The organism is Siccirubricoccus soli, assembly GCF_024178315.1.
Classification (GTDB): domain Bacteria; phylum Pseudomonadota; class Alphaproteobacteria; order Acetobacterales; family Acetobacteraceae; genus Siccirubricoccus; species Siccirubricoccus soli.
Window position 1 is genome coordinate 1 of the sequence record NZ_JAMZIK010000266.1, and the last position, 6,526, is coordinate 6,526.

5 protein-coding genes and 1 pseudogene are annotated in these 6,526 nt (G+C 74.9%); 4 read left to right on the forward strand and 2 right to left on the reverse strand.

Annotated features, from left to right (window positions below; translation table 11 throughout):
• Positions 1 to 326 precede the first annotated feature (326 nt).
• The 4 genes from NJ376_RS28010 to NJ376_RS28025 all read left to right on the forward strand — a co-directional run bounded on the left by NJ376_RS28010 (position 327) and on the right by NJ376_RS28025 (position 4,367).
• The gene (locus NJ376_RS28010) at positions 327 to 1,307 is read left to right on the forward strand and encodes a Bug family tripartite tricarboxylate transporter substrate binding protein (protein ID WP_252956646.1); all 981 of its coding nucleotides are present in this window, start codon (positions 327 to 329) and stop codon (positions 1,305 to 1,307) included.
• On the forward strand, positions 1,259 to 2,293 hold the full coding sequence (locus NJ376_RS28015) for a Bug family tripartite tricarboxylate transporter substrate binding protein (RefSeq protein ID WP_252956647.1): 1,035 nt from the start codon (positions 1,259 to 1,261) through the stop codon (positions 2,291 to 2,293). The genes NJ376_RS28010 and NJ376_RS28015 overlap by 49 nt, the downstream gene beginning before the upstream one ends.
• A 33-nt stretch (positions 2,294 to 2,326) precedes the next feature.
• The gene (locus NJ376_RS28020) at positions 2,327 to 3,241 is read left to right on the forward strand and encodes a DMT family transporter (RefSeq protein WP_252956648.1); all 915 of its coding nucleotides are present in this window, start codon (positions 2,327 to 2,329) and stop codon (positions 3,239 to 3,241) included.
• Positions 3,242 to 3,392: 151 nt separating this feature from the next.
• Positions 3,393 to 4,367, forward strand: coding sequence for a tripartite tricarboxylate transporter substrate binding protein (locus NJ376_RS28025; protein ID WP_252956649.1), 975 nt, complete (start codon positions 3,393 to 3,395; stop codon positions 4,365 to 4,367).
• Positions 4,368 to 4,485: 118 nt separating this feature from the next.
• Here NJ376_RS28025 and NJ376_RS28030 read toward each other — a convergent pair whose 3' ends face one another.
• Both NJ376_RS28030 and NJ376_RS28035 read right to left on the reverse strand, forming a co-directional pair.
• Positions 4,486 to 5,838 (reverse strand): ATP-binding protein, encoded by a 1,353-nt coding sequence (locus NJ376_RS28030; RefSeq protein ID WP_252956650.1) that lies wholly within the window; start codon positions 5,836 to 5,838, stop codon positions 4,486 to 4,488.
• Positions 5,839 to 5,941: 103 nt separating this feature from the next.
• Positions 5,942 to 6,526: pseudogene (locus NJ376_RS28035) on the reverse strand (hypothetical protein); the annotation flags it as partial.

The following is a 6,526-nucleotide window of genomic DNA, read 5'->3' on the forward strand; positions in this document are numbered from 1 at the left end:
ATCTACACCCCCATCCTCCAGCGCTTCGCGGCAGCCATGCTCCACCGCCTTTGGCACCCGCCCCGCGCCATCTGGCGCCTGCTGCACGACATGCACCGCTTCGCCGCCGGCCGCGCCCGCCTGGCGCGCTGGATGGAGCCGGCGTGATGCCCAACTCAAGGGCTCCAAGGGCCCTTCGGTCCTTGGCGGGGAGGGCAGAGCGGCAGCGCCCCTCTGCCGGCGCCGGGGGCCGCGCCTCCGCCACGCCGAGGGAGGAACGCCCCTGGCCTTCCCGCCGGTCCCGGTCCATCTTTCCCCCGGAATCAATTCGCCCGGGGAAGAAGCCCATGTTCACCCGCCGCGCCGCCCTGGCGCTGCTCGCCCTGCCCGCCCTTGCCCGCACTGCGCGCGCGGAAGGCTGGCGGCCCACCCAGCCCGTTCGCATCATCGTCCCCGCCGCCCCCGGCGGCACGGCGGACATCTCCGCCCGTCTCGTCGCGCCCTATCTCCAGGCCCAGCTCGGCCAGAACGTGGTGGTGGAGAACCGCTCCGGCGCCGGCGGCGTCATCGGCACCCAGGAAGCGGTGCGCGCCACGCCGGATGGCCACACCCTGCTGCTCGGCAATATCGGGCCGCAGGCGATCGGCCTCTCCCTCTACCGCAACCTGCCCTACAACCGGGACAGCCTGATCCCGGTCGGTGGCACGGTGCGCGGGCCCAATGTGCTGGTCGTCCACCCCTCCATCCCGGCGAACACCCTGCCGGAGCTGGTGGCGCACCTGAAGAAGAACCCCGGCAAGCTCTCCTTCGGCTCGCCCGGCGTCGGCCAGTCGCCGCATCTCACCGGCGTCTGGTTCAACCAGGCGACGGGGACGGAGGCGATCCACGTGCCCTTCCGCGGCGCCGGCCCGGCGGCGATGGAGCTGGTCGCCGGTAACATCCAGTTCATGTGGGACAACCTCACCAGCGGCATCCAGCAGATCAAGGCCGGCCGCGTCCGGGCCCTGGCCGTCTCCTCCGCCGACCGCAACCCGCAGCTGCCGGACGTGCCGGCGGCGCGGGAGACGATGCCGGAGCTGGCGCAGTTCGACGTGAACACCTGGTTCGGCATCTTCGCCCCCGCCCACACGCCGCGCCCGGTCGTCGAGACCATCGCCCGGCACATGGCCGCCTGGCAGGAGACGGCCGAGGTCCAGGCGCGCTGGCGGGAGATGGGCGGCGTCGCGCTGCGCGGCACCCCGGAGGAGTTCACCGCCTTCGTCAATGGGGAGATCGACAAATGGTCGAACGTCATCCGCCGGGAGGGGCTGCAGCTGGACGTGGGCTGAGTCTCCGCCGCCGCGCCCTGCTCGCCCTGCCGGCCCTGCTGCCGGCCGCCGCCCGGGCGCAGGGCGCGGGCGGGGCCTGGCGGCCGGGCCAGCAGGTCCGCATCATCGTGCCGGCGGCGGCGGGCGGCACGACGGACATCATGGGCCGGCTCTGCGCCCAGCACCTGCAGGCACGCTGGGGCACGCCGGTGGTGGTGGAGAACCGCACCGGCGCCGGCGGCACCATCGGCACGCTGGAGGTGGTGCGCGCCAGGCCGGACGGCACCACCCTCCTCTCCGGCAATATCGGCCCGCAGGCCATTGCCTACTCCCTCTTCCGCAACCTTCCCTACCGGGCGGAGCAGCTCGCCCCCATCGCCGGGCAGATCCGCGGCCCCAACGTGCTGGTGGTGAACGCCAGCACCCCGGTGCGGAACATGGCGGAGTTCGTCGCCTGGCTGCGCGGCAATCCGGGGAAGGTCAGCTACGCCTCCACCGGCGTCGGCCAATCCACTCACCTCACCCCGGTCTGGCTGCTGCAATTGCTGAAGGCGGAGGCGATCCATGTGCCCTTCCGCGGCTCCGCGCCGGCGCAGGTCGAGCTGCTCGCCGGCAATGTCGGCTTCCTGATCGACAACCTGACCGGCGTCATCGAGCACATCCATGCCGGCCGCCTGCGGGCGCTCGCCGTCACCAGCGCGGAGCGCAATGCCGAGCTGCCCGAGGTGCCGGCGGCGAAGGAGACGCTGCCGGAGCTGCGGGAGTTCGAGGTGAACACCTGGTTCGGCCTGTTCGGCCCCGCCGGCCTGCCGCACGAGGTCATCCGCTCGCTGAATGCCGACATCAACGCGCTGCTCGACCTGCCGGAGACGCAGCAGCGCTTCGCCCAGCTCGGCGGCGTGCCGCTGAAGCTGAGTCCGGAGGGCTTCGCCGACTGGGTGCGGGCGGAGACGGAGAAGTGGGCGGCGGTGATCAAGCGGGAGGGGTTGCAGCTCGACGCCGGTTGACGCGGCGCGGCGGGGGCAGCAGCGTGGGGACGAATGATCCTCTCCCCGCTCTGGCTGCCCATCACCCTGGCCGCGGCCCTGTTCCAGACCTGGCGTACGGCCATGCAGCAGAAGCTGCGCGGCCAGCTTTCCGTCAATGCCGCCGCCGTGGTGCGCTACCTCTACGGCGTGCCGGTGGGGGCACTGCTCCTCGCGCTCTATGCCGCGCTGTTCGGCGGCACGGTGCCGAGCCTCGGCTGGGCCTTCTTCGCGCTCTGCGCGGCGGGAGGCCTCGGGCAGATCCTCGGCACCAACCTGCTCATCATGAGCTTCAGCCATCGCGGCTTCGCGGTCGGCACGGCCTATGCGAAGACCGAGGCCGTGCAGGGCGCCATCCTCGCCCTGCTGCTGCTGGGGGAGCACATCTCGGCGCTCGCCTGGTGCGGCATCGCGGTGGGCGTGGCCGGCGTGCTGTGGCTGACGCTGGCGGGCAAGGCGCAGCCGGGCCGCGACCTGGCGCGCGCGGCGCTGCAGCCGGCGGCGATGTGCGGCCTCGCCGCCGGCTTCTTCTTCGCCGGCACCAGCGTGCTGGTGAAGGCGGCGAACCAGGAGGTGCCGGCCCCGGACCCGATCTTCCGCGCCCTTGTCACCCTGGTCTTCACCAACATCCTGCAGACCATCATGCAGGGCGGCTGGCTGCTGGCGCGGGAGCCGCAGCAGGCCCGCGCCGTCCTCGCCACCTGGCGCAGCAGCGCGCAGGTCGGCGCGCTCTCCGCCTGCGGCTCGGCCTGCTGGTTCAGCGCCTTCGCCCTGGCCCCCGTGGCGCTGGTGCGCGCGGTGGGGCAGGTGGAGATCCTGATGACCCTGCTGTTCAGCCACTTCTACCTGCGGGAGCGGCCGAGCCGTGCCGAGATCCTCGGCGCCCTGACGGTGGTGTGCGGCGTGGTGCTGGTGCTGCTCGGGCGGTAGCGCGGTCCGTCGCCCTCCTCCGCGGCCGAGCGCCGGGCGCGAGCGCTGCGCCACCCTGGCCGGCCGGGAGGGCGTTTGACCGGCATGACTGCCTGCAGGACTCTCCGCGCCGAATCGGAGCGGCTGCAAGGCCGGCGCGGAGGAGCCGTCCATGCGGAAGCGTTTGCGCCTGACATTCGGCGCGCTGGCCGTGACCCTCGCCGCGATGGCGGCCGGGGCCGCGGCGCAACCCTTTCCCCAGCGGCCGCTGCGCCTGGTCGTGCCCTATCCGCCGGGCGGCTCCACCGACGTCACCGCGCGGCTGCTGGCGCAGGAACTCGGCGCCCGGCTCGGCCAGCCGGTGGTGACGGAGAACCGGCCGGGCGCGGGCACCATCATCGGCACGGACATCGTGGCCAGGGCGGCGCCGGATGGGCACACGCTGCTCTTCGCCTCCACCGCCACCGTGGCCACGCCCAGCCTCAACCGCAACTGGCGCTTCGACCCGCGGCGCGACCTGGCGGCGGTGTCCATGATGGTCGAGCTGCCGCTGATCATCGTGGCCAATCCGCAGGCGCCCTTCCGCACGCTGCCGGAGATGATCGCCCATGCCAGGGCGAATCCCGGCGCGCTGAACATGGCCTATCCCGGCCTGGGGACGACCAACCACCTGGCGGCCGAGCTGTTCAGGCGCAGCGCGGGCGTCGATCTCACCCTGGTGCAGTTCCCGGGCAATGCCCCGGCGATCACCGCACTGCTGCGCTACGACGTGCATCTGGCGCTGGACGCCATCTCCTCCTCCAAGCCGCATCTGCAGGATGGCTCGCTGCGCGCGCTGGCAGTGACCAGCCGCGGCCGCTCGTCCGCCCTGCCGGAGGTGCCCTCGGTGGCGGAGGCCGGGGTGCCGGACTTCGAGGCCACCGGCTGGTTCGGCCCGATGGCAACGGCGGGCACGCCGCCGCCGGCCATCGAGCGGCTGGCCGCCGAGGTGCAGGCCATCGTCAGGGAGCCGCAGGTGATCGCCCGGCTGCGGGAGCTGGGCTTCGAGCCGGTGGCCGAGGGGGCGCAGCACCTCACCGCCCGCGTGGCCGCCGATGTGGAGAAATGGGGCAAGCTGATCCGGGAGGCGCGGATCGCCGTGGAATGAGGGGCGGGCGGGCCGCGCCGCCACCTCCGGCCACCGGCCCCGGAAGGCGGCGGCCGGGACGTGATCCAGCAGAGGCGGCTGCCCGCCGGCCGGGCGAAGCCCCGCGCCCCGGCCCCGCCTACCGGGCCGGCGCCGCCGGCAGCCACACCTTGAACCGCGCGCCCTGTCCTTCCTCGCTCTCGATCACCAGCTGCCCGCGGTGGCGGTTGACGATGTGCTTCACGATGGCGAGCCCGAGCCCCGTGCCGCCGACACGGCGGGAGCGGCCGGTGTCCACCCGGTAGAAGCGCTCCGTCAGGCGGGGGATGTGCTCGCGCGGGATGCCGGGGCCGTCGTCGCTCACCGTCAGCGTCACCCCGGCGCGGCCGGCCTGCCGGCCGCCGGGCCCGGTCTCGATCCGCACCTGCCCGCCCTCCCGCCCGTAGCGCACCGCGTTCTCCAGCAGGTTCCGCACCACCTGGGCGAGCTGCTCGGCATCCGCCGGCGCTGCCACCGCCGGCGCCAGCGCCAGGTCCAGCCGCATGTCGCGGCCCCGGTAGAGCGGCTCGAGCGCCGCCGCCTCGGCCTGCGCGACCGCGGCCAGGTCCGCCTCGCCGACCGGCGGCTGGTGCTCCGTCATCTCGATGCGGGAGAGGCCGAGGAGGTCGTCGATCAGCCGCCGCATCCGCTCCGACTGCTCGGCCATGATGCCGAGGAAGCGCTGCCGCGCCGCGGGATCGTCCTCCGCCGGGCCGCGCAGCGTCTCGATGAAGCCGATCAGGCTGGCCAGCGGGGTGCGCAGCTCATGGCTGGCATTGGCGACGAAGTCGGCCCGCATCCGCTCCAGCGCCCGTTCCCGCGTGCGGTCGGAGAGCAGGATGACGAGGCGCCCGCCATCGGCGAGCGGCGGGTCCATCGGGATGACCTGCGCGGCGATGTCCCGCGCAATGGGCACCGGCAGGTGCAGGTCCGCGGTGCGGGGCGCGGCGGCGGCCAGCGCCTGGTCCAGCGCCTGGGCCAGCGCCGGGTGGCGCAGCAGCGCCGCCACATCGTGCCCGGCGCCGAGCAGCGCGCGCGCCGCGGCATTGCTGCGCAGCACCTGCCGCGCCGGGGAGAGCACGAGGAGCGGGTCGGGCAGCGCCTCGACGATCGCCTGGTCGGCGCGCTGCAGCCGGCCGACCAGCGCGCCGCGCTCGGCCAGCGTGCGGGCGAGGCGGGCGACGCCATCGGCGATCTCCGCCACCGCCGGCAGCAGCGGGGTGGAATCGGGCGGGACGAGCTGCCCATCCTCCGCCGCCGCCCGGCGCAGCGCGACGGCCAGCCGGTTGAGGTTGCCGATCCAGACCCGGGCCAGTGAGATGGCGCCGAGGCCGCAGGCCAGCAGCGCCAGCAGCCCCGCCCCGGTCCCGAGCGCGCCGAACAGCATGAGGGTGACGAGGACGAGGGCCGGGACGCCGCCGATCAGCCCGGCCGCGCCGAGGATGCGGATCATGCCGGCCCCGATCCCGCCCCGGATCCCGCCCCGGATCCCGCCCCTGGGCCCATGCCGCGCCCCGCCTCGCCGCCTCGCGCGCCCCGCCGGCGCATCCCGCCCTTCAGCTCGCCGGCGCGCCGGGGACGGGGGCGGGCTGGATCAGCCGCGGCTCGCCGCCCGCGGGGTCGAGGGCGAAGATGGCAAGGCCGCGCTGCGCCAGCCCCTCCGGGGTCAGCCGGATCGGGCCGTCGGCGCCCAGCAGCGCCTCCCCCACCGGCGGGGTATTGCGGCCATCCCGGACGCTGCGGCTGGCCAGCGCCGCGGCATCGTAGGCGATGCCGGCGAGGCGGGGCGGGCGTTCCCCGAAGGTGGATTGGTAGCGGGAATCGAACTGGGCGCGGACGCCCGGATCGGGGCCAGGGAACCAGGCATCGGCCAGGGCGGGCTCGGTGCCGAGGCCGGGCTCCGCCGCCCAGGTGGCGGGGCCCATGAAGCGGGGCCTGGCCGGCAGCGCCGTGGCCAGCGCCGCCGCCGCCGCCCGCGCCCGCTGGCCGCTCAGGCCGAGCATCACCGCATCCAGCCCCTCCGGCCCCGCCTGTTCCGCCAGCTGGCGGGCGGCCGCGGCGCTGTCGCCCAGCCGGGCGTGCAGGAGGATGAAGGGCGCCGGCAGGCCGAGCGCCGGCAGCTTCGCCCGCAGCGCGCCGGC

Excerpts from the sequence above, each read along its gene's own strand:
- NJ376_RS28010 (WP_252956646.1), top strand. The coding sequence starts at position 327 with ATGTTCACCCGCCGCGCCGCCCTGGCGCTGCTCGCCCTGCCCGCCCTT.
- NJ376_RS28015 (WP_252956647.1), top strand. The coding sequence starts at position 1,259 with ATGGTCGAACGTCATCCGCCGGGAGGGGCTGCAGCTGGACGTGGGCTG.
- NJ376_RS28020 (WP_252956648.1), top strand. The coding sequence starts at position 2,327 with ATGATCCTCTCCCCGCTCTGGCTGCCCATCACCCTGGCCGCGGCCCTG.
- NJ376_RS28025 (WP_252956649.1), top strand. The coding sequence starts at position 3,393 with ATGCGGAAGCGTTTGCGCCTGACATTCGGCGCGCTGGCCGTGACCCTC.
- NJ376_RS28030 (WP_252956650.1), bottom strand. The coding sequence starts at position 5,838 with ATGATCCGCATCCTCGGCGCGGCCGGGCTGATCGGCGGCGTCCCGGCC.